Source organism: Micromonospora sp. NPDC047527, from assembly GCF_040643015.1.
In the GTDB taxonomy this organism is placed as follows: domain Bacteria; phylum Actinomycetota; class Actinomycetes; order Mycobacteriales; family Micromonosporaceae; genus Micromonospora.
Window position 1 is genome coordinate 19493 of the sequence record NZ_JBEYTK010000009.1, and the last position, 19135, is coordinate 38627.

The 19135-nt window shown below is 71.5% G+C and carries 14 protein-coding genes; all 14 read left to right on the forward strand.

Annotated elements, in window-relative coordinates; genetic code table 11:
• Positions 1–73 precede the first annotated feature (73 nt).
• The 14 genes from ABZ808_RS26860 (at position 74) to ABZ808_RS26925 (ending at position 19110) form a co-directional block, all read left to right on the forward strand.
• On the forward strand, positions 74–1582 hold the full coding sequence (locus ABZ808_RS26860) for a sugar ABC transporter ATP-binding protein (protein ID WP_357012007.1): 1509 nt from the start codon (positions 74–76) through the stop codon (positions 1580–1582).
• Positions 1579–2706: an ABC transporter permease gene (locus tag ABZ808_RS26865; RefSeq protein ID WP_357011650.1), complete on the forward strand. Its 1128-nt coding sequence runs from the start codon at positions 1579–1581 to the stop codon at positions 2704–2706. The genes ABZ808_RS26860 and ABZ808_RS26865 overlap by 4 nt, the downstream gene beginning before the upstream one ends.
• A gap of 98 nt (positions 2707–2804) precedes the next feature.
• Positions 2805–3857 carry a substrate-binding domain-containing protein gene (locus ABZ808_RS26870; protein ID WP_357011652.1) on the forward strand — a complete coding sequence of 351 codons (1053 nt, stop codon included), beginning with the start codon at positions 2805–2807 and terminating at the stop codon, positions 3855–3857.
• Positions 3858–3878: 21 nt separating this feature from the next.
• The gene (locus ABZ808_RS26875; RefSeq protein ID WP_357011655.1) at positions 3879–5105 is read left to right on the forward strand and encodes a Gfo/Idh/MocA family oxidoreductase; all 1227 of its coding nucleotides are present in this window, start codon (positions 3879–3881) and stop codon (positions 5103–5105) included.
• Positions 5106–5641: 536 nt separating this feature from the next.
• Positions 5642–6808: an inositol-3-phosphate synthase gene (locus tag ABZ808_RS26880; protein ID WP_357011657.1), complete on the forward strand. Its 1167-nt coding sequence runs from the start codon at positions 5642–5644 to the stop codon at positions 6806–6808.
• Complete coding sequence (locus tag ABZ808_RS26885; protein WP_357011659.1) at positions 6792–7751, forward strand: SCO3242 family prenyltransferase; 960 nt, start codon at positions 6792–6794, stop codon at positions 7749–7751. Before ABZ808_RS26880 ends, ABZ808_RS26885 begins: the two co-directional genes overlap by 17 nt.
• A complete protein-coding gene (locus ABZ808_RS26890) occupies positions 7748–8698 on the forward strand; it encodes a sugar phosphate isomerase/epimerase family protein (protein WP_357011661.1) in 951 nt (316 codons plus the stop codon). The genes ABZ808_RS26885 and ABZ808_RS26890 overlap by 4 nt, the downstream gene beginning before the upstream one ends.
• Positions 8699–8752: 54 nt before the next feature.
• Positions 8753–9391 carry an EboA domain-containing protein gene (locus ABZ808_RS26895; RefSeq protein WP_357011663.1) on the forward strand — a complete coding sequence of 213 codons (639 nt, stop codon included), beginning with the start codon at positions 8753–8755 and terminating at the stop codon, positions 9389–9391.
• Positions 9391–10248, forward strand: coding sequence for a TatD family hydrolase (locus ABZ808_RS26900; protein ID WP_357011665.1), 858 nt, complete (start codon positions 9391–9393; stop codon positions 10246–10248). Before ABZ808_RS26895 ends, ABZ808_RS26900 begins: the two co-directional genes overlap by 1 nt.
• Positions 10248–11447, forward strand: coding sequence for a metabolite traffic protein EboE (gene eboE, locus ABZ808_RS26905; RefSeq protein ID WP_357011667.1), 1200 nt, complete (start codon positions 10248–10250; stop codon positions 11445–11447). The genes ABZ808_RS26900 and eboE overlap by 1 nt, the downstream gene beginning before the upstream one ends.
• A complete protein-coding gene (locus ABZ808_RS26910) occupies positions 11444–12865 on the forward strand; it encodes a nucleotide pyrophosphatase/phosphodiesterase family protein (RefSeq protein WP_357011669.1) in 1422 nt (473 codons plus the stop codon). Before eboE ends, ABZ808_RS26910 begins: the two co-directional genes overlap by 4 nt.
• Positions 12862–13929 carry a polyprenyl synthetase family protein gene (locus tag ABZ808_RS26915; RefSeq protein ID WP_357011671.1) on the forward strand — a complete coding sequence of 356 codons (1068 nt, stop codon included), beginning with the start codon at positions 12862–12864 and terminating at the stop codon, positions 13927–13929. The genes ABZ808_RS26910 and ABZ808_RS26915 overlap by 4 nt, the downstream gene beginning before the upstream one ends.
• A 220-nt stretch (positions 13930–14149) precedes the next feature.
• On the forward strand, positions 14150–17002 hold the full coding sequence (locus ABZ808_RS26920; protein ID WP_357011673.1) for a PQQ-dependent sugar dehydrogenase: 2853 nt from the start codon (positions 14150–14152) through the stop codon (positions 17000–17002).
• Positions 16999–19110: a ThuA domain-containing protein gene (locus ABZ808_RS26925; RefSeq protein WP_357011675.1), complete on the forward strand. Its 2112-nt coding sequence runs from the start codon at positions 16999–17001 to the stop codon at positions 19108–19110. Before ABZ808_RS26920 ends, ABZ808_RS26925 begins: the two co-directional genes overlap by 4 nt.
• The last annotated feature ends 25 nt before the right edge of the window (positions 19111–19135 follow it).

Below are 19135 nucleotides of genomic sequence, written 5' to 3' on the forward strand. Positions count from 1 at the left end.
CGGCACCGGGTCGGCGGACGCCGACGCCGAGGCGCCGCTGGTGGAGGCACCCGCCGACACCGTCGTGGGCGAGGTGGTCCTGCGCCTCACCGATGTGGTCAAGACCTTCCCGGGGGTACGCGCCCTGGACGGCGTGCAGTTGGAGGTGCGGGCCGGCGAGGTGCACTGCCTGCTCGGCCAGAACGGCGCCGGCAAGTCCACTCTCATCAAGGTTCTCTCCGGAGTCCATCGACCGGATTCGGGGTTGGTCGAATGGCGCGGTGAGCCGGCGACGTTCGCCAACCCGCAGGCCGCGATGCGCGCCGGCATCGCCACCATCTATCAGGAGCTCGACCTGGTCGAGGATCTGTCGGTGGCGGAGAACGCCTTCCTCGGCCACGAGCACCGCAGCTTCGGCTTCGTGCGGCGCGGCCGGATGGCCCGGCACACCCGGCAGATTCTCGGTCGGCTCGGCCACGGCGAGATCCCGCCGGGGCGGATGGTCCGGTCGTTGCCGGCCGCCGGCAAGCAGATCGTCAGCATGGCGCGGGCGCTGTCGCACGAGGCTCGACTGATCATCATGGACGAGCCGAGCGCGGTGCTGGCCCATGACGAGGTCGGCAACCTGTTCCGGATCATCCGCGAGCTGACCGCGCAGGGCATCGCGGTCATCTACATCTCCCACCGGCTGGAGGAGATCCGCGAGATCGGCGACCGGGTCACCGTACTCAAGGATGGTCGGACCACGGCGGCGAACCTGCCGGCGCGCGACACACCGACCCGCGATCTGGTGAGCCGGATGACCGGCCGCACCATCGAGTACGTCTTCCCGGACCGGCCGACGGACGACACGCTCGGCGCGGAGTTGCTCCAGGTGGAGGGCCTGACCCGTCCCGGTGAGTTCGCCGACGTCTCGCTGACCGTGCGTGCGGGCGAGATCGTCGGCGTCGCCGGCCTGGTGGGTTCGGGTCGTTCGGAGCTGTTGGAGACGATCTACGGTGCCCGCCTCGCGGAGGCCGGCACGGTGCGGATGGAGGGGCGGGCGCTGCGTCCCGGTGTCGGCGCGGCGGTCCGGGCCGGCATGGGAATGGCCCCGGAGGAGCGCAAGAGCCAGGCACTGCTGCTCGGCGAACCGATCTTCCGCAACGTCACGCTGGCCACCTTCAGCCGGTACGCGCGGCTCGGCTTCACCGACGCCAGCAGGGAACGCGCCGAGGCCAATCGGATCGCCGAGAGCCTGGAACTGCGGCCCCGGGACGTCAACCGGCCGGTGCGGACGCTCTCCGGCGGCAACCAGCAGAAGGTGGTGGTCGGGCGCTGGCTGCTCGGCGGCACCAAGCTGCTGCTGCTCGACGAGCCCACCCGGGGCGTGGACGTGGGCGCACGGGCGGAGCTCTACCAGGTCATCCGGGCGTTGGCGGCGCAGGGCGTCGGGGTGTTGCTGGTCTCCAGTGAGGTGCCCGAGGTGCTCGGTCTGGCCGACCGGGTGCTGGTTATGCGGGAGGGGCGGGTCGTCCGCGAGGCCCCGGCCGGCGAACTCGACGAGAACACTGTGCTCGACCTCGTGATGGCGGGGTCCCTGATGGAAGGCGCACCGGCATGAGCGACGCGACTCCCACTCCCACCGCGACACCGGAGCGCCCGCAGCTTCCGGCGCAGTCGCCGCCGGTGGACCCGGCGGAGACGGCGGTGGCCAGCGACAAGGCAGGATCCGCGGGTCGGCTCTCCTGGTGGCGGGGGGACGGCGGCGACGGCGCCAAGCGCAACCTCGGTCTGATCGGGGTGCTGGCCGCGCTCATCGTGGTCGGTGTGGTCACCAAGCCGGACCTGTACGGCGATCCGACCTGGGTCTGGAACAACATCCTGGCCATCCTCCAGCTCGCCTCGGTCGTCGGCGTGGTGACGGTCGGCATGACCTTCGTGATCATCGGTGGAGGGATCGACCTGTCGGTCGGTGCGATCGTCGCGCTGGCCGGCGTCTGGTGCACCACGGTCGCCACCCAGAGCTACGGCGCCGGCGGCATGATCTTCACCGCCATCGTGGTCGGCATCTGCGTCGGCCTGGTCAACGGCGTGCTCATCTCGTACGGGCGGTTGGTGCCCTTCATCGCGACGCTCGCGATGCTGGTCGCCGCACGTGGGCTCGCGGCGTCGATCTCCAACAAGCAGACCCAGGTGTCGAGCAGCACGTTCATCAACGACATCGCGGCGCGCAAGGTGCTCGGCATCCCGATCCTCGTCTACATCCTCGGCGCGGTGGTGCTGGCCGGGTGGATCCTGCTCAACCGGACGACCTTCGGCCGGCGGACCATCGCCGTCGGCGGCAACCCGGAGGCGGCCCGGCTCGCCGGCATCAACGTCCGCCGCCACACCATGCTGCTCTACGCGCTCTCCGGTCTCTGCTGCGGCATCGCCGCCATCATGCTCACCTCCCAGGCCACCTCGGCCCAGGCGGCGATGGCCAACCTCTACGAGCTGGACGCGATCGCCGCCGCGATCATCGGCGGCACGCTGCTCAGCGGTGGCCGGGGCACGATCGTCGGCTCGCTGCTCGGCGTCATCATCTTCGCCACGATCACGAATCTCTTCGCCATCAACGGCCTCTCCATCGAGGCGCAGAACATGGTCAAGGGCGGCATCATCGTCGCGGCCGTCCTGGTCCAGCAGTTCCAGTACAAGTCCTTCACTCGGCTCCTCGCGCGGAACAGGGTCACCACCGCAACCTGACGCACCGCACCGTTTGTCCCGGGCGACGTCGATCCATTTCGACAGTGGCCGGGCCCCGCACACCCTTCACCACTCAAAACCGCTCCCAGGAGGTCGTCATGACCCAGCACAGCCGCGACCTGTCGCGCCGCCGGCTGCTCTTCGGTGGGGCCGCCGTCGGCGCCGCCACACTGCTCACCGCCTGCACCAGCAACGAGACCCCGGCGGCCAGCACCCAGACCAAGGCCGCCGGTGACGGCGCCGGCAACAACGCCCCGGGCAAGAAGGTCGTCATCGGCTTCTCGGCTCCCGCCGCCGACCACGGTTGGATGGGCGCGATCCACGCCAACGCCAAGGCTCAGGCCGCGGCCTACTCGGACGTGGAGTTCAAGGAGGTCGACGGTGGGTCGAACTCCGAGGCCCAGCGCTCCACGCTCGGCACGCTGATCGCCCAGAAGCCGGACATCATCGTCGTGCTGCCGCACGACGGCAAGGAGGTCAACGCCGTTGCCCTCCAGGCGATGCAGGCGGGCATCCCGATCGTGAACCTCGACCGGGCCTTCCCCGACGCGCTGGCCTCGCGGCTGGTGATCAAGGGCGACAACTACGGCATGGGCGTCTCGGCCGGGCACTTCATCGGCAAGCAGCTCAAGGACAAGGGCGTCGCCAACCCGATCATCGGTGAGATCGCCGGTCTGGAGATCCCGCTGACCGTCGAGCGCAGCGAGGGCTTCAAGGCGGCCCTGGCGACCTACGGGTTCAAGGTGAGCAACCGGCGCTCGGCCGAGTTCACCTCGGACAGCGGTCAGCGCGAGGCGTCCCAGCTGCTCCAGGCGCTGCCGAAGATCGACGCGATCTGGAACCACGACGACGACCAGGGCATCGGTGTGCTCGCCGCCATCAAGCAGGCCAACCGCTCCGAGTTTTTCATGGTCGGCGGCGCTGGCTCCAAGCTTGCGATCGACGCCATCAAGGCCGACAACACCGTGCTCAAGGCCACTGTCACCTACAACCCGTCGATGGCTTCGTCGGCGATCTCCCTGGCGCGGCTCATCGCGCAGGGCCGGGGTATGGGCGACCTGACGGAGCTGCAGGTTCCCAAGGACGTGACCCTCGCCTCCGAGACGATCACCAAGGAGAACGCGAGCAGCTACGACAAGCTCGGGTTCTGACATACCGGGGGGAGACCCACCTTGTCCACGACAGACAAAGAACTGCGGGTCGGCATGGTCGGCTACGCGTTCATGGGCGCCGCGCACTCACAGGCGTGGCGCACCGTGAACCGCGTGTACGACCTGCCGGCGCGGGCCAGGATGGCGCTGATCTGCGGCCGGGACTCCGGGCAGGTGGCGGATGCCGCCAACCGGCTCGGCTGGGACGCGTACACGACAGACTGGCGTGACCTGATCAACCGGGACGACATCGACGTGGTCGATATCTGCACCCCGGGCGACAGCCATGCCGAGATCGCCCTCGCCGCGTTGGCTGCCGGCAAGCACGTCCTGTGCGAGAAGCCGTTGGCCAACACGGTGGCCGAGGCACGGGCGATGACCGCTGCGGCGGCCACAGCCCGGGCCGCGGGGGCGAGGTCGATGTGCGGGTTCAACTACCGTCGGGTGCCGGCGGTCACGATGATGCGTCAGATGGTCGCCGACGGACGACTCGGGGTGATTCGGCACGTCCGAGCGACGTACCTGCAGGACTGGATCGTGGACCCGCAGTTCCCGCTGGTCTGGCGGTTGCAGAAGGACCGTGCGGGCTCCGGCGCGCTCGGTGACATCGGTGCGCACATCATCGACCTGACGCAGTTCGTCACCGGCCAGCGGATCACCGGCGTCAGCGCGGTCACCGAGACCTTCATCAAGGAGCGACCGCTGCCGGCCGCGTCGAGTGGGTTGGCGGCCACAGTGGACGGCAGCGGATCGGCCGACGCCAACGGCTCGCCCACCGGGCCGGTCACCGTCGACGACGCCGCGATCTTCGTGGCCCGGCTCGACGGTGGCGCCCTGGCGACGTACGAGGCGAGCCGGTTCGCCACCGGTCGGAAAAACGCGCTGCGTGTCGAGATCAACGGCTCGCTGGGCAGTGTGGTCTTCGACCTGGAACGGCTCAACGAGTTGGAGTACTACGACGCCACCCGGCCCGCCCTGGAGCAGGGCTTCAGCCGGATTCTGGTGACCGAGGGCGAGCACCCGTACATGTCGGCGTGGTGGCCGCCCGGCCACATCATCGGCTACGAGCACTCCTTCACCCACCAGATGCGCGACTTCATCGAGGCGATCGCCACGGGCGCCGACCCGGCTCCGTCCTTCGCCGACGCGTTGCAGGTTCAGCTGGTGCTGGACGCGGTGACACGTTCGGCGGAGGTTGGATCCACCTGGACAGAGGTGGAGCCGGCGCTGACCGCGGCGGCCGTCTGACCCCTGACCATCCGCGACGGCGGTGTTCGCGCCGCCGTCGCCCTACCGGCTTTCCGGAGCCGACCGGCGAGGGACCGGCCGCGGTTTGCGCCCCGCGGCCGGGACGAGGTCGACACCGGAGAGTGTGCGGCCGGGCCTGACGGCCCGGTGGCGCACGAGCAGGACGGTTGTCTGGTGTGGCCGGACCGGGATTCCCCGGCCACACCGGAGGACCGCCACCACACCGGCGAGCCGGAGAACGGCTTCGTCGGCCTGAGACGTCCGGTCGGGGCGCGCCAACGCCCCGGCCGGCCGGATGCGGGGGAGGCAGGGTCGAGACGCCGACCCGACCCTGCCTGCCAGCCCCGTCTGCCCGTACCTGTGTCGGGAGCCGGTCCGTCGTCGTCGCCGCCGACGCCGACGCCGGAATCCGGCGTCGTTTCCGGTGCGGGACGGGTGGGCGGGGCCCATCCATCAAGCCGTATCTTTTCCAAAAATATTCTGATATTCCTATATTTGATTGCACCGACGGTTCCTCCTGGACGGGAAGGAGCACCATGCGAACAGGTGTCTGGCTGGTAGGAGCGCGCGGTTCGGTCGCGACCACCAGCATCGTCGGAGGGCTCGCGCTGCGGGCCGGCCTGGCCGGGCCCACCGGCTGCGTCACCGAGCTGCCGGAGCTGCGCGGCCCCGCCCTGCCGTCCTTCGCCGACCTGGTCTTCGGCGGGCACGACCTGGCGACCACGCCGCTGTGCAAGCGCGCCGAGGCGCTGGCCGAGAGCGGCGTGATACCGGGTCGGTTGGTCGCGGCGCTCGGCGACGAGATGGCCGCCGTCGAGCAGGAGCTGCGCCCGGCCCCGACCGGCGTCACCCAGGCAGACCGGGTCGCCGCCGTGGTCCGTGACCTCACCGACTTCCGCGCGCGGCACCGGCTGGACCGGGTGGTGATGGTCAACGTCTCGGCCACCGAGCCGGCACCCCCACCGCACCCCGGGCACGCCGACCCGGCCGCGCTGAGCGCCGCCGTCGCCGGCCCGGACGACGTGCTGCCACCCAGTTCCCTCTACGGGTACGCAGCGCTGCTGGCCGGCTGCCCGTACGTCGACTTCACCCCGTCGACCGGGCTGCGGCTGCCGGCGCTGACCGCGCTGGCCGAGCAGGCCCGGCTGCCGTACGCCGGGCACGACGGCAAGACCGGGGAGACGCTTGTCAAGTCGGTGCTCGCGCCGATGTTCGCGATGCGAAACCTGGCGGTGCGCTCCTGGTCTGGGATGAATCTGCTGGGTGGTGGCGACGGCGCCACCCTCGCCGACCCGGCCGCCAACGCGGCCAAGGTGCAGAGCAAGCAGCGGGTGCTCGGCGAGACGCTGGGCTACCTGCCGCAGGGCGGCACCCGGATCGAGTACGTCGAGGAGTTGGGCGACTTCAAGACCGCCTGGGATCTGATCACGTTCGCCGGTTTCCTCGGCACCGGGATGCGGATGGAGTTCACCTGGCACGGCTGTGACTCCGCGCTGGCCGCGCCGCTGGTGCTCGACCTGGCCCGGCTCACCGCGGCCGCGCACGCCGCCGGGCACGTCGGGCCGCTGGCCGATCTGGGCTTCTTCTTCAAGGATCCGCTCGGTGCGCCCACCCACTCGCTGGCCGAGCAGTGGGCCCGGCTGACCGACTTCACGCAGCGACTGCACGCCGGCCTGGACGGTTCCCATGACCACGCTCGCTGATCTGGCCGAACTGGTCCGGGCGCCGGCCGCGCTCTCGGTTCCCGGGGATGTGGTCGCCGGAGCGGCGGCGGCCGGCGCGTTGAGCCCGCGTACCCCGGCCCTGGCCGGCGCGTCGGTGCTGCTCTACTGGGCCGGCATGGCCGCCAACGACTGGGCGGACCGGCGGCTGGACGCCGTCGAACGGCCCGAGCGGCCGATCCCCAGTGGCCGCGTCACCCCGGCCGCCGCGGTCGGTCTCGCCGCCGGCCTCACCGCCGCCGGGGTGGGCCTGGCCGCCGCCGTGGGCGGTCGCCGCGCCGCCGCGCTCGCCGTGCCGCTGGCCGCCACCATCTGGGGGTACGACCTGCTGGCCAAGAACACGGCCGCCGGCCCCGCCGTGATGGCCGCCTGCCGAGGGCTGGACGTGCTGCTCGGCGCGTCCGGCGGCCGGGTGACCCGGGCGTTGCCGGCGGCGGCGACCGTCGCCGCGCACACCTGGACGGTCACCGCGCTGTCCCGCCGGGAGGTCACCGGCGCCGACGCCGCCCTTCCGATGCGTACGCTGGCCGGCACCGCCCTGGTCGCCGCCAGCGCCGCCGTCGCCGGTCCCGGCATCCGGCGCGCAGCCACCCGAACCGCCGACCGGGCCCGAACCCCCGACCAGGACCGGACCGCCGACCAGGCCGGTTTGCGCGCGAGCCGGACCGGGTTGCCCGGGATCGCGGCCGTGCTGCCCGCCGTGCTGGCCGGGTGGTACGCGGCCCGCTACGGCGCGGCCCAGGTCGAGGTGGTCCGGGACCCGTCGGCCGGGAAGGTCCGCGCCGCCGTTGGCGCCGGGATCACCGGCCTGCCCGCCCTACAGGGAGCGCTCACCGCACGCGGCGGTGCCGGTCTGCTCGGGTTGGCCGTCGCGGCGGCGGCGCCGCTGGGTCGCCGGTTGGCCCGGAAGGTGTCCCCGACATGACCGTTCCCCAGGCCCGACCCGCTCCACCGAGCGACGCGACGACCCTGCGCCTCGGGTACGGCACGAACGGCTTCGCCAACCACCGGCTCGACGACGCGCTCGCCGTCATCGCCGACCTCGGGTACGACGGGGTGGCGCTCACCCTGGACCACGACCACCTCGACCCGTTCGCGCCGGGGCTGACCCGCCGCGTCGCCGCGCTCGGCCGGAGGCTGAGCGCGCTCGGCCTCGGGCTGGTGATCGAGACCGGTGCCCGTTACCTGCTCGACCCGTGGCACAAGCACGCCCCGACGCTGCTGCACGACGACCCGACCCAGCGGATCGAGTTCCTGCGGCGGGCCGTCCGGATCGGTGCCGATCTCGGCGCGGAGGCGGTCTCCTTCTGGGCCGGCGTACGCCCCGAGGCGGTGTCGCAGCAGTGCGCCTGGGACCGGCTGGTCGCCGGGTGCGCCACCGTCGTCGACGCCGCCGACGCCGCCGGCATCACCCTGGGTTTCGAACCGGAGCCCGGAATGCTGGTGCAGGACATCGCGGACTGGCGTCGCCTCCGCGCCGCGCTCGGCTCACCGGCCCGCTTCGGCATCACCCTCGACATCGGACACTGCCGCTGCCTGGAGCCGTGGCCGGTGCCGCAGTGCGTCGCCGAGGTGGCCGAGCACCTGGTCAACGTGCAGATCGACGATATGCGCCGGGGCGTGCACGAGCACCTGGAGTTCGGCACCGGTGAGATCGACTTCCCGCCGGTGCTGGCCGCCCTGGCGCAGGCCGGCTACGGCGGGCTGGTGGCCGTGGAGCTACCCCGGGACTCGCACGCCGCGCCGGCCGTGGCCGCCCGGTCCATCGAATTCCTGCGCGCCGCCGCCGCTACCGATTGCGACCCTGCCCGCACCCTTTGCTCTGCACCCGCCAAGGCGACACCCGCCAAAGAGGCCCCGGTGCAGATATAGGTGCAGAGCAAAGGCTGGCGGGGCACCGGGAGCAGCACAAGGGGAGGAGACGGGATGACACCGGATTCATTACGGGCCGCGCTGCGGGGCGTACCCGATCCCGAATGGCTGGAGGCGGCGCTGCGCCGGGTCGCGGCCGAGCCCACGGCGATCAGCCGGCTCTTCCCGGCTGCCGGCCGGCGTTGCGGCCGGGCCGACCTGCCCGACGCCCCCGGCTGGACCGCCGACGACGCGGCCCGGGTGCTGCTGCTCACCGCCCTGCCCGGCGAGCACGCGGCCTACGCCGACGCCCTCTACCAGCACGGCGACGCGGCCGAGCGGCGGGCCGTGCTGCGGGCCCTGCCACTGCTGCCGATCGGCGCTGAGGGGGTGCCGCTGCTGCACGACGCGATCCGCACCAACGACACCCGGCTGGTCGCCGCGGCCCTCGGCCCGTACGCCCGGCACCTCGACCCGGCTGCCTGGCGGCAGGCGGTGCTCAAGTGCGTGTTCAGCGGGGTGCCGCTGGCCGTCGTCGCCGACCTGGACAGCCGCGCCGACGGGGAACTCGCCGCGATGCTTGCCGCGCTCGCCGCCGAGCGGCACGCCGCCGGCCGGGAGTTGCCCGCCGACGCCACCGCCCTGCTCGACCGGCTCACCGCGCACAGCGGCGGGACCGGCACCGTCGACCGGCCCACCCCCACGGAGGCGTGATGCGTATCTTCGACCCCCACATCCACATGACCTCGCGTACCACGGACGACTACGAACGGATGGCCGCCGCCGGCGTCCGCGCGGTGGTGGAGCCGGCGTTCTGGATGGGTCAACCGCGCACCAGTGCCGCCTCGTTCGTCGACTACTTCGACTCGCTGATCGGTTGGGAGCCGTTCCGGGCCGGGCAGTTCGGGGTGCGGCACCACGCCACCATCGCGTTGAACCCCAAGGAGGCCAACGACCCGCGCTGCCGGCCGGTGCTCGATCTACTGCCCCGCTACCTGGACAAGGACGCGGTGGTGGCGGTCGGGGAGATCGGGTACGACTCGATGACGCCGGAGGAGGACGAGGCGTTCACCGCGCAACTCGCCCTCGCTGTGGCGCACGACCTGCCGGCGCTGGTGCACACCCCGCACCGGGACAAGGCGCGCGGCGTCGAGCGGACCCTCGCCGTGGTCGCCGAATCCGGCATCGACCCGGGTCGGGTGGTCGTCGACCACCTCAACGAGGTGACCGTCAAGCTGGTCCGGGACACCGGCTGCTGGCTGGGCTTCTCGATCTACCCGGACACCAAGATGACCCCGCTGCGGATGGTCGAGCTGCTGCGGGAGTACGGCACGGAACGGATGCTGGTCAACTCGGCGGCCGACTGGGGGCGCTCGGATCCGCTGCTGACCCGGGCGACCGGCGAGGCGATGCTGGCCGCCGGGTTCGGCGACGACGACGTCGACCGGGTGCTGTGGCGCAACCCGGTGGAGTTCTACGGGCAGTCCGGTCGGCTCGACCTGACCGACCTGGAGGACCCCGCTGCCGTGGACCCGCAGACCGGCAACTCGATCCTGCGTGGTGGTAGCTGATGCGGCTGCGACACACCGGCGGCGACACCGTCCACCTCGGCTACTGCACCAACGTGCACCCCGCCGAGGATCTCGCCGGCATCCTCGGTCAACTGGACACCTACGCCGTGCCGGTCCGCGCGGCGCTCGGCAGCGACCTGCTCGGGCTCGGCCTGTGGCTGGCCGCCCCGGTCGCCGCCGAGTTGGCCGCCGACCCGGCGCTGCGCCGCCGGCTGCGCGCGGAACTGGACGCGCGTGGGCTGGAGGTGGTCACCCTCAACGGCTTCCCGTACGCGGCCTTCCAGGCGCCGGTGGTCAAACACGACGTGTACTACCCCGACTGGACCACCGAGCAGCGGCTGACGTACACCCTGAATCTGGCCCGGGTGCTCGCCGACCTGCTGCCCGACGACGCCGCCCGGGGCTCGATCTCCACCCTGCCGCTGGCCTGGCGGCAGCCCTGGGGCACCGAACGGGCCGACGCCGCGCGACGCCGGCTGGACCAACTCGCCGCCGGACTGGCCGCCGTGCAGCGGGACACCGGCCGCGAGGTGCGGGTCGGCTTCGAGCCCGAACCGGGCTGTGTGGTGGAGAGCACCGGCCAGGCCGCCGCGCTACTGTCCGGTATGGACACTGAGCGGTTGGGCGTCTGCCTGGACCTCGCCCACCTCGCCTGCGCGTGGGAGGAGCCGGCGGCGGCGCTGGACCGGCTGCGCTCGGCAGGTCTGCCCGTGGTGAAGGTGCAGGTCTCCGCCGCCGTCGAGGCCGCCGACCCGGCCGGCGACGCGGAGGCGCTGCGCCGCTGGGTGGAGCCCCGCTTCCTGCACCAGACCCGGGGCGCCGGCTGCGTGGGCGCGGCCGACCCGGCCGACCCGACGTACGCCGCCGACGACCTCGACGCGGCACTGGACGCGGCGCTGCCCGGCCCGTGGCGGGTGCACTACCACGTACCCCTGCACGCCCCACCCGAGGAACCGCTCGGCTCCACCCTGCCGGTGCTGCGCGCGGCCCTGAGAGCGCTCTTCGACGGCCCGACCGCCGGCTGCGACCACCTCGACGTCGAGACGTACACCTGGGGGGTGCTGCCGGCGGCCCGGCGGCCCGGCACCGACGCGGAGCTGGCCGTCGGCATCGCCGCGGAACTGGCCTTCGCCCGGGACGAACTGGTCGGCCTCGGCCTGACCGCAGAGCGATCCGCGAGCATGGGAGTGACGCGATGAGCCGGCGACTGGTGGTCCTCGACGTGGTGGGGTTGACGCCCCGACTACTGGCCCACATGCCTCGACTGCGGGGTGTCGCCGACGGTGGTTTCCGGGCCGAGCTGGGCACCGTGCTGCCCGCCGTGACCTGCTCGGTGCAGTCCACCTTCCTCACCGGTGAACCGCCCAGCGGGCACGGCATCGTCGGCAACGGGTGGTATTTCCGGGAGCTGGGCGAGGTGCTGCTGTGGCGGCAGCACAACGCGCTGGTCGGCGGGGACAAGCTCTGGCAGGCGGCCCGCCGGGCCGAGCCGGGCTACACCGTGGCCAACGTCTGCTGGTGGTACGCGATGGGCGCGGACGTCGACTGGACGGTCACCCCACGCCCCGTCTACTACGCCGACGGCCGCAAGGAACCGGACTGCTACACCGACCCGCCGGAGCTGCACGACGCGCTGACCGGGCGGCTGGGCACCTTCCCGCTGTTCACCTACTGGGGGCCGACGGCCGGGCTGCCCTCGTCGCGGTGGATCTGCCAGGCGGCCGAGCAGATCCTCGCCGACGTGTCACCCGACCTCACCCTGGTCTACGTCCCGCACCTGGACTACGACCTGCAACGCTTCGGCCCGTCGTCGGTCCAGGCCGCCGCCGCGGCGGCCGAGCTGGACACCGTGCTCGGGCCACTGCTGGACGCCGCCCGCGACCGCGACGCCACGGTGGTGGTGCTGTCGGAGTACGGCATCACCGATGTGTCCCGGCCGGTCGACGTCAACCGGCTGCTGCGCGCCGAGGGGCTGCTGCGGGTGCACACCCAGGCCGATATGGAGTACCTCGACCCGTGGACGTCGCGGGCGTTCGCGGTCGCCGACCACCAGGTCGCGCACGTCTACGTCCGGGACCCGGCCGACGTGCCCACGGTGGCGAAGCTCTGCGCCGGGCTGCCCGGTGTGGCCGAGGTGCTCGACGCCGACGGCAAGGCCGCGCACGGGCTGGACCATCCGCGCGCCGGTGAGCTGGTGCTGGTGGCCGAGCCGGACTCCTGGTTCACCTACTACTACTGGCTCGACGACGCTCGTGCGCCGGACTTCGCCCGGCTGGTCGAGATCCACCGCAAACCCGGGTACGACCCGGCGGAGCTGTTCTTCGACCCGGCCGCGCCGCTCGCGGCCAAGCGTCGGGCCGGGGTGGCCCTGGCCCGTAAGAAGCTCGGCATGCGCTACCTGATGAGCGCCGTCGGCCTGGACGCCGGCGCGCGGGCGGTACGCGGCTCACACGGCCGACTGCCCACCGACCCGGCGGACGCCCCGGTGCTGCTCTGCTCCGACCCGGCGCCCGCCCGGGACCGGATCGAGGCCACGGAGGTCAAGGCGCTGCTGTTGGAACTCGCCGGGCTGAGCGCCGGCGACGGGGCAGCGGAGCGGCCGGGGGAGGGGTCGTGACGGTAACCGTGACCCCGACCGACGCGAGTGGGCTGCGGGCGCGCTTCGACGCGGAGTTGGCCGCGTTTCTCGACCGGCAGGGCCTGGAATGGCCGGACGGCGCACCGCGTGGGGTGTTCACCGCGCTGCAACGGTTCGTGCTGGCCGGCGGGAAACGGCTGCGCCCGCTCTTCTGCTACTGGGGTTGGCGTGGCGCGGGGGCGGCCGACGGCACCCCGATCGTGGTGGCCGCGGCGGCGCTGGAGCTGTTCCACGCGTTCGCGCTGATCCACGACGACATCCTGGACGGCAGTGACCGTCGCCGGGGGGAGCCGTCGGTGCACCGTCTCTTCGCGGACCTGCACGCCCGCTCGTCGTGGCGCGGCGACCCCGAGGCGTACGGGCGCAACACCGCGCTGCTCTGCGGAGATCTCTGCGCGGCGTGGTCGGATCAGATGTTCCACGAGTGCGGCCTGAACACCGAGCAGGTGCACCAGGGGTACGGCGTGTTCGCGTTGATGCGGACCGAGGTGATCGCGGGGGAGTACCTGGATCTGGTGTCCGGGGTGGGCGACGGCTCGGTGGCCAGCGCGCTCACCGTGATCCGGATGAAGGCGGCCCGGTACACGGTGACCCGGCCGCTGCAGATCGGCGCGGCCCTGGCCGGTGCGGGGTCGGAGCTGATCGCCGCGCTGGGCGAGTTCGGCGACCCGTTGGGTGACGCGTTCCAGTTGCGCGACGACGTGCTCGGTGTCTTCGGTGACCCGGCGGTCACCGGCAAGTCGGTCCTGGACGACCTGCGTGAGGGCAAGCCGACGGTGATGATGGCGTTGGCGCGCAGCGCCGCCGACCGGTCGCAGACCGCCCGACTGCGGGAGTTGTTCGGTAACCCCTCCCTGGACGCCGACGGCGCGGCTGAGCTGCGCGAGATCATCGAGGCCACGGGTGCGCGGGAGCGGATCGAGCAGATGATCCGGGTCCGGACGGCGGCGGCGCTGGCCGCGTTGCGCAGCGCGGTGCTGACCGAGGAGGCCCGGGTCGCGCTTGTCGCGCTGGCCGGGCAGGCGATCGATCGCCGGGCCTGACCAGTCAACTTTTGATCAGATCGACGAAAGTTGATGGTGGATCGCCGGAAGCTATGGACACATTGACACTTGCAACTTAGTGTCGTGCCCAACACGGCATTGTTTCGTCGAGGTGAACCGGCGGCGCGGTAACCCACGACCCCCACCACCACCGCTACGGCATCCGGCGCGACGGCGCGCGCCCGGCCTGGCAGTCACTCGTCAGGAAGGGACGGCACAGATGTCTATGAAGAACGCTCGCACACATCGGTCCCGACGATGGTTCTCCGCCGGATCGGCACTGCTCCTGGTGGCCGCGGCCGGCACCGTCGCGCTCGGCGGCCCCACCCCGGCCCAGGCGCACACGATCAACGCCACCGACTTCCAGCAGGTCGAGCTGGCCCGCGGTGTCGCCGAAATGGGCGAGCCGATGTCGCTGGCCGTGCTGCCGGACCGCTCCGTCCTGCACACCGCGCGCAACGGCACACTGCGCCGCACCGACGCGGGCGGCACCACCACCGTGATCGGGACCCTGTCGGTCTACACCCACGACGAGGAGGGGTTGCAGGGCGTCGGGGTCGACCCGGGCTTCGCCAGCAACCGGCAGATCTTCCTCTACTACGCCCCGCCGCTGTCCACCCCCACCGGCGACGCGCCCGCCACCGGCACCAACTGGTCGGCCTGGCAGGGGGTGAACCGCCTCTCCCGGTTCACCCTCAACGCCGACTTCACACTCAACCAGGCCAGCAAGGTCGACGTGCTCGACGTGCCGGCCGATCGCGGCCTGTGCTGCCACGTCGGCGGTGACATCGACTTCGACGCCAGCGGCAACCTCTACCTGTCCACCGGCGACGACACCAACCCGTTCGAGTCCGCCGGCTACTCGCCGCTGGACGAGCGGACCAACCGCAATCCGGGGTACGACGCCCAGCGCAGCGCCGGCAACACCAACGACCTGCGCGGCAAGATCCTGCGGATCAAGGTGAACGCGAACGGGACGTACTCCATCCCGTCGGGCAACCTGTTCGCGCCCGGCACGGCCAGGACCCGGCCGGAGATCTACGCCATGGGGTTCCGCAACCCGTTCCGGATCAGCGTCGACAAGGCCACCGGCGTCGTCTACGTCGGTGACTACGGGCCGGACGCCGGCTCCACCAGCTCCACCCGTGGGCCGTCCGGTCAGGTGGAGTTCAACCGGGTCGCCGCGCCGGGCAACTACGGCTGGCCGTACTGCACCGGCACCAACACCACCACCGAGACGTACAACGAGTGGGACTTCGCCAGCAACAGCACCGGGGCGAAGTTCAACTGCACCGGCGGGCCGACCAACAACTCGTTCCGCAACACCGGCCTGGCCACCCTGCCGCCCGCACAACCGGCCTGGATCCGGTACGCCGGCGACGCCGGCACCCCCACCGAGTTCGGCGGCGGCTCCGAGTCGCCGATGGGTGGCCCGGTCTACCGCTACAACGCCTCGTCGACCTCCACCACGAAGTTCCCGCAGTCGTTCGACGGGCAGTTCTTCGCCACCGAGTTCGGCCGGGGCTGGATCAAGCCGATCCACGTCAACGCCGACGGCTCCCGGGGCACCATCGACACCTTCCCGTGGGTCGGCAAGCAGGTGATGGACTCGGCGTTCGGCCCGGACGGCGCGTACTACGTGCTCGACTACGGCACCGGCTACTTCAACGGTGACGCCAACTCGGCGCTCTACCGCTTCGACTACGTAGGCGGTGGCAACCGGGCGCCCACCGCCTCGGCCAGCGCGAACAGGACCTCCGGCGCGGCGCCGCTGACGGTGGTGTTCTCCTCGGCCGGCTCGTCCGACCCCGAGGGTGGGGCGCTGACCTACTCGTGGGCCTTCGGCGACGGCACCACCTCCACGGCGGCCAACCCGACGAAGACCTACAACACCAACGGCACCTACACCGCCACCCTGACGGTACGGGACCCGCAGGGTGCCACCGGCAGCAGCAGCGTGCAGATCAGCGTGGGCAACACCGCGCCCACGGTGACCATCAACAACCCCGGCAACGGTCAGCTGTTCAGCTTCGGAGACACGGTGCCCTACAGCATCACGGTCACCGACCCGGAGGACGGCACGATCGACTGCACGAAGGTCAAGATGACCTACGTGCTCGGGCACGACCAGCACGGGCACCAGATCACCTCGGCGACCGGCTGCTCCGGCACGATCACGATCCCGGTCGACGGTGAGCACGACGACGCGGCGAACATCTTCGCGATCTTCGACGCCGAGTACACCGACGCCGGTGGTCTGACCACGCACACCCAGCACACGCTGCCGCCGCGACACCGGCAGGCCGAGTTCTTCGGCACCTCGTCCGGCGTCAACGTGTTCAGCAAGACCCCGGCCGAGGGTGGCAAGACCGTCGGCGACATCAACAACGGCGACTGGATCGCGTTCCAGCCGTACCGGTTGGGCAACGTGACCTCGTTCAGCGCCCGGGTCTCCTCGGCGGGCGCCGGCGGCACCCTCCAGGTCCGGGCAGGCTCGGCCACGGGAACGGTCCTCGGCTCGGCCACCGTTCCGGTGACCGGCGGCTGGGAAACCTTCACCACGGTCACCGGGGCGATCACCAACCCGCCGACCGCCACCACCACGCTCTACCTGACGTTCGCGGGGACGGGCACCGGGGCGCTCTACGACGTGGACGCGTTCACTCTCACCACCGGGACGCCGTCCACCGGCGGGGTCGGCCCGGTCAAGGGTCTGGCCGGCAAGTGCCTGGACGTGCGCAACGCGGCGACCGCCGACGGCACTCAGGTCCAGCTCTACACCTGCAACGGCAGTGCGGCGCAGACCTGGACGGTGACGCCGAACTCGACGATCAAGGCGTTGGGCAAGTGCCTCGACGTCTCCGGTGCCGCCACCGCCGACGGCACCAAGATCCAGCTCTGGACCTGCAACGGCACGGGCGCGCAGAACTGGGCCGCCCAGGCCGACGGCACGGTACGCAACCCGGCGTCCGGCAAGTGCCTCGACGTCTCCGGCAACAACTCCGCGGACAGCACCCCCGTGCACCTGTGGACCTGCAACGCCGCCGCCAACCAGAAGTGGACCCTGCCATGAGACTCCTGCGACCCGTCCTCGGCGCGGCCACCGCCGTCCTCGCCGTCATCGCCTGCACCACCCCGGCCAGCCCGGCCAGCGCCGCCGACGCCCCGTACGACGTGCTGGTGTTCTCCAAGACCGCCGGCTTCCGCCACGACGCGATCCCGGTCGGCATCCAGACCATCCGTGACCTGGGCGCGGCGAACAACTTCACCGTCACCGCCACCGAGGACGCCGCCGCGTTCACCACCGGCAACCTCGCCCAGTACGAGGCGGTCGTCTTCCTCAACACCACCGGCGACGTGCTCAACGCCAGCCAGCAGACGGCTTTCGAGTCGTACATCGGCTCCGGCCGTGGGTACGTGGGTGTGCACGCCGCCGCCGACACCGAGTACGACTGGCCGTTCTACGGCAACCTGGTCGGCGCGTGGTTCGCCTCGCACCCGGCCATCCAGCAGGCCAACGTCAAGGTGGAGGATCGCGGGCACGCGGCGACGGGCCACCTGCCGCAGACCTGGACCCGCACCGACGAGTGGTACAACTACCGGACCAACGCCCGGTCCACCGCCCACGTGCTGGCCACCCTGGACGAGTCGTCGTACTCCGGTGGCGGGATGGGCGCCGACCACCCGCACTCCTGGTGCAAGAGCTACAGCGGCGGCCGGTCCTTCTACACCGGCGGTGGGCACACCCAGGCGTCGTACGCCGAGCCCGCGTTCCGCAACCACCTGCTCGGCGGCATCCGGTACGCGGCCGGTCGGAGCAAGGCCGACTGCCGGCCCGAGACCGGCTACACCCCGCTCTACAACGGCTCGACGACCGGCTGGTCGCAGGCCGGCCCGGGTAACTTCACCAACTCCGACGCCACCCTCACCTCGGTGGGCGGCATGGGGCTGTACTGGTACAACGCCAAGCAGTTCACCAACTACTCGTTGAAGCTGGACTGGAAGCTCGCCGGCGACGACAACTCTGGCGTGTTCATCGGCTTCCCGCCGTCGGGTGACCCGTGGTCGGCGGTGGACAACGGTTACGAGATCCAGATCGACGCCACCGACGCGGCCGACCGCACCACCGGATCGGTCTACACCTTCAAGTCCGCGGACATCGCGGCCCGCGACGCGGCGCTCAACGCGCCGGGGGAGTGGAACACCTACGAGCTGCTGGTCGAGGGCGAACGGCTCCAGATCTTCCTCAACGGGGTGAAGATCAATGACTTCACCAACACCAATCCGGTACGGTCGCTGGCCGGCCACATCGGCATCCAAAACCACGGCACCGGCGACGACGCCTCGTTCCGCAACATTCGGATCAAGGAGTTGGGCACCACGCCGACGCCCGGGAACGTCACCGTCCAGGCCGAGGCGTTCAGCTCCGCCAACGGGGTCTCCGCGTTCACCAAGGCGGGCGCCAACGGCGGTCAGACCATCGGCTACATCGACCCGGGCGACTGGGCCGCGTACAACGGCGTCGACCTGACCGGCGTCACCTCGTTCACGTCCCGGGTCGTGTCCGGCGGCGCGGGCGGCACCATCCAGGTGCGTACCGGCTCGGCCACCGGCCCGGTACTTGGCTCGGTCGCGGTGCCGAACACCGGCAGTTGGACGACGTTCGCCAACGTCAGCACGGCGCTGTCCGGCGTGCCGTCCGGCACCCAGAACCTCTATCTCACGTTCGGCGGCAGCGGCACGGGGCTCTTCGACGTGGACGACTTCACCCTCGTCAAGGGCGGTGGCAGCGGCACCCCCGGCGTCGGCCCGATCAAGGGTCTGGCCGGCAAGTGCCTGGACGTGCGCAACGCGGCGACCGCCGACGGCACGCAGATCCAGCTCTACACCTGCAACGGCAGTACGGCGCAGAGCTGGACGGTGACGCCGAACTCGACGATCAAGGCGTTGGGTAAGTGCCTCGACGTCTCCGGCGGCGCCTCGGCCGATGGCACCAAGATCCAGCTCTGGACCTGCAACGGCACGGGCGCGCAGAACTGGGCCGCCCAGACCAACGGCAGTCTCCGCAACCCCACGTCGGGCAAGTGCCTCGACGTCTCCGGCAACAACTCGGCGGACAGCACCGTCGTGCACCTCTGGACCTGCAACGGCGCGGCCAACCAGAGGTGGACCCTGCCCTGACCGCCTGACCCGGCCAACTGAGCCA

What these genes read in the sequence shown, in the direction of transcription:
- ABZ808_RS26865 (WP_357011650.1), top strand. Translation starts at nt 1,579, where the DNA reads ATGAGCGACGCGACTCCCACTCCCACCGCGACACCGGAGCGCCCGCAG.
- ABZ808_RS26870 (WP_357011652.1), top strand. Translation starts at nt 2,805, where the DNA reads ATGACCCAGCACAGCCGCGACCTGTCGCGCCGCCGGCTGCTCTTCGGT.
- ABZ808_RS26880 (WP_357011657.1), top strand. Translation starts at nt 5,642, where the DNA reads ATGCGAACAGGTGTCTGGCTGGTAGGAGCGCGCGGTTCGGTCGCGACC.
- ABZ808_RS26885 (WP_357011659.1), top strand. Translation starts at nt 6,792, where the DNA reads ATGACCACGCTCGCTGATCTGGCCGAACTGGTCCGGGCGCCGGCCGCG.
- ABZ808_RS26890 (WP_357011661.1), top strand. Translation starts at nt 7,748, where the DNA reads ATGACCGTTCCCCAGGCCCGACCCGCTCCACCGAGCGACGCGACGACC.
- ABZ808_RS26895 (WP_357011663.1), top strand. Translation starts at nt 8,753, where the DNA reads ATGACACCGGATTCATTACGGGCCGCGCTGCGGGGCGTACCCGATCCC.
- ABZ808_RS26900 (WP_357011665.1), top strand. Translation starts at nt 9,391, where the DNA reads ATGCGTATCTTCGACCCCCACATCCACATGACCTCGCGTACCACGGAC.
- eboE (WP_357011667.1), top strand. Translation starts at nt 10,248, where the DNA reads ATGCGGCTGCGACACACCGGCGGCGACACCGTCCACCTCGGCTACTGC.
- ABZ808_RS26910 (WP_357011669.1), top strand. Translation starts at nt 11,444, where the DNA reads ATGAGCCGGCGACTGGTGGTCCTCGACGTGGTGGGGTTGACGCCCCGA.
- ABZ808_RS26920 (WP_357011673.1), top strand. Translation starts at nt 14,150, where the DNA reads ATGTCTATGAAGAACGCTCGCACACATCGGTCCCGACGATGGTTCTCC.
- ABZ808_RS26925 (WP_357011675.1), top strand. Translation starts at nt 16,999, where the DNA reads ATGAGACTCCTGCGACCCGTCCTCGGCGCGGCCACCGCCGTCCTCGCC.